Annotated in this window: 2 protein-coding genes; both read left to right on the top strand. The window is 70.9% G+C overall.

Features of this window, described 5'->3' with window-relative positions:
* A partial coding sequence (locus ACFYY6_RS38275) for a peptidase C14 (RefSeq protein ID WP_351636207.1) occupies positions 1-1,625 on the top strand: 1,625 nt, incomplete at its 5' end.
* Between the two features lie 86 nt (positions 1,626-1,711).
* On the top strand, positions 1,712-2,968 hold the full coding sequence (locus ACFYY6_RS38270; protein ID WP_389197763.1) for a Gfo/Idh/MocA family protein: 1,257 nt from the start codon (positions 1,712-1,714) through the stop codon (positions 2,966-2,968).
* Positions 2,969-3,190: the final 222 nt, after the last annotated feature.

The raw sequence follows: 3,190 nt of genomic DNA, 5'->3' as shown, positions 1-3,190 counted from the left end.
ACCGCATACGCACCGAAGGCATCGAGAAGAACACCCACGACAACCCCTTCGGAGCCGTCCTCTCCTTCCGCGGCACCGTCACCGACACCACCGTCGAGCACACCCTGGGCGCGGCGATGCCGGACCTCTCGGACCTGTTCGAGGTCGGCGACTCCTCGAAGTTCGAGGTCGGCCAGTGGTGGGCCGTCGAGGTCAACGCGCTGGCGGGCAAGTACGAGAAGGAGATCCAGCGTCTCGTCCAGGTCACCCAGGTCGTCGACGCCACGCACATCAGGGTCAACTACCAGATCGGCTGGGACCTGGCCGCGGGCCGCAAGCTCACCTGGACCCGGATCGAGCCCGTCGACCGCGCCCACGTCCGCAACATGGTCTTCGAGGGCTGGGGCGACGACGAGATGTCCGGCTCGCACCCGGTCGCGTACGAGTACGCCGTCCGCTGCGACGTCTCCGGGATCGAGGCGATCGGCACCTTCTGGCCGGTGGTGATGCGCCGCTGGTGCACGTACTACCGCACCGAGCAGTGCTCGCTGACCAACCCGAAGTCCGTCACCTACGGCGGCGCTGGCTACCTCACCCAGCAGATCTACTGCCTCTACGGACATGTCGAGGACTGCCACACCTCCAACGCCCGCCACCTGAACGACTTCACGGCCTCCGCGTACTGCTACGTCACCAACTGCCACGGCGACGGGGACGACGAGGGCCCGTTCGTGACGCACGGTCAGTTCGAGCACGACCTCGTCTACACCGGCAACTCGGGGCTGATGACCTTCGCCAACTCCGGTGCCGCGTGGGGCGGCAGGGCCAAGCGGATCACGGTGCGCCGGCACGCCTGCTCCTGGTTCGTGGCCCGGGTCAAGATCACCGATCTGACCCTGGAGGACGTCCTGGTCGTCGGGAAGAAGTCGCTGTCCGGCTCCGGCATGCTCTGGGTCAACGCCGACGGCATACAGATGCGCGGCTGCACCGCCACCGGCCCGCTGATCGTGTCCCGGGCCTCGGACCTGTCCGCCCGCCCCAACGTGATCGCCGACTCGTCGTTCGCGTTCGCCCCGGGCGCGGAGATCACCCAGGCCAACGTGACCGTCCCGCTCACCCTCCAGCGCACCACGCTCAAGGGCGTCGACGGCGCGGTGTTCAACGGCACCGGCCCGCTGGTCCTGGACCAGTGCGTCCTGAGCGGCTCCAAGGACACCGCCCCGGTCGCGCTCAAGCACGCCGACATCACCGTCCTCGGCGGCGAACTCCGCGACACCGGGCTGAAGCTGACCTCCGACAAGGACCAGCGGCTGCGGGTCGACGGCACGCGCCTCAACGGCACCAACAAGGACGGTGCCCTGCTGTCCCGCACCGGCTCCGGGCGGACCGTCGACTGGCAGCTCACCGGCCTCGACTCGACCGCCCCCAAGGGCACCGCCCACGTCCTGGCCGCCGAGGGGCCCAACCGCTACCGGGCCACCGGCTCCACCTTCACCGGCGGCCGGCTCGAACTGCGGCCCGCGGCGTTCACCGGCACCGGCAGCCATCTGCTGCACACCGGCTGCGTCGAGGACGGCACCGAGCGCACCGCGCTGCCGGACGAAGGCGACCGCGTCGCCCACACCGCGGCCACGCTGCGCTTCTGACCACTCGGGGCCTCTGGTCCGGATCGCGCCCGATCCGGCCCGATCCGGACGGAAGGCCCCGACCCACCGAGCACCAGGGATTCCCCGTGTCCACGCATACCCCGATCACCGGCCGGCCCGTCCGGGTCGCGCTCGTCGGCGCCGGCAACCGCGGTCTGACGTACGCCGAGTGGATCAAGGCGCACCCCGAGCGCGCCGAACTCGTCGCCGTCGCCGACCCCCGCCCCGCGGCACGGGCGGCCGCCGGCGCGCCCGTCGAGTTCGACGACTGGCGCCCGCTCGCAGAGAACCGGATCGCCGACGCCGTCGTCGTCGCCACCCAGGACCGCTTCCACGTGGAGCCGGTGCTGGCCCTGGCCGAGGCCGGCTACGCGATCCTCGCCGAGAAGCCGCTCGCGCCGACCGAGGAGGAGACCCGGCGGATCGTCGAGGGCGTGGAACGGGCCGGGGTGCTGTTCGCGGTGTGCCACGTCATGCGGTACACCCCCTACACCGACCTGGTGAAGGAGGTCGTGGACTCCGGCATGCTCGGGCAGCTGGTCTCCATCGACCACCTGGAGCCGGTGGGCTGGTGGCACTACGCCCACAGCTATGTGCGCGGTCCGTGGCGCAGCGAGAAGGACTCCTCCCCGATGCTGCTCGCCAAGTCCTGCCACGACCTGGACTGGATCACGTACGTCATGGGCGGCCGGATCGAGCAGGTCACCAGCTTCGGCGGGCTCAAGCACTTCCGGCCGGAGAACGCCCCGGCCGGATCCGCCGAGCGGTGTCTCGACTGTGCGGTCGAGCCCGGCTGCCCGTACAGCGCGCCGAAGCTGTACCTTCCGACACTGCGCGAGAAGGGCGCGGTCTGGCCGGTCACCCACGTCACCGAGGCGACCGACGAGGCCGGGCTGCTGCGGGCGCTGCGCGAGGGCCCGTACGGGGTCTGCGCGTACCGCGGCGACAACGACGTGGTCGACCACCAGGTCCTGGCGATGCGCCTGACGGACGGGGTGACCGCCACGTTCCAGATGGTGGCCTTCACCGAGCAGACGCACCGGCAGACACGGATCTTCGGCTCGCACGGCTGGCTGATCGGCGACGGCGAGCGGGTCACCGTGCAGGACTTCCGGACCGGCGAGTCCACCGTCCACGAACTCGGCGCGTCCGGCTCGAACGCGGCCGACGGGCACGGCGGCGGGGACGCCGCGCTCGTCGAGGCGTTCGTCACCGCCGTCGCCACCGGCGACGCCGGGGCCGTGCGCTCCGGTCCCGCCACCTCGCTCGGCAGTCACCTCGCGGCGTTCGCCGCCGAACGCGCCCGGCACACCGGCACTGTTCAGACGGTGCCGGCCCGGTGACGTCTCACCGGGTGCCGTCCTCTCTTCCCTCTCCCGCCCTCATGTCTTCGGAGGACCCTCTCATGTCCCGTTTTCTCACCCGTCGTTCCAGAGTCCGTGCGGTTGCCGTGCCGGTGGTGGTCACTGCGCTGGCCGCCGGTGTGCTGGCCGGCTGTTCCAGCGGCGGCGACGACAACACCGTCACCATGTGGACCTACCCGGTCATCTTCGACGAGGCGAAGA

The organism is Streptomyces sp. NPDC001750, assembly GCF_042892615.1.
GTDB lineage: Bacteria > Actinomycetota > Actinomycetes > Streptomycetales > Streptomycetaceae > Streptomyces.
The sequence above is the reverse complement of the archived record's forward strand: the minus strand, read 5'-3'. Positions and strand labels throughout refer to the sequence as shown.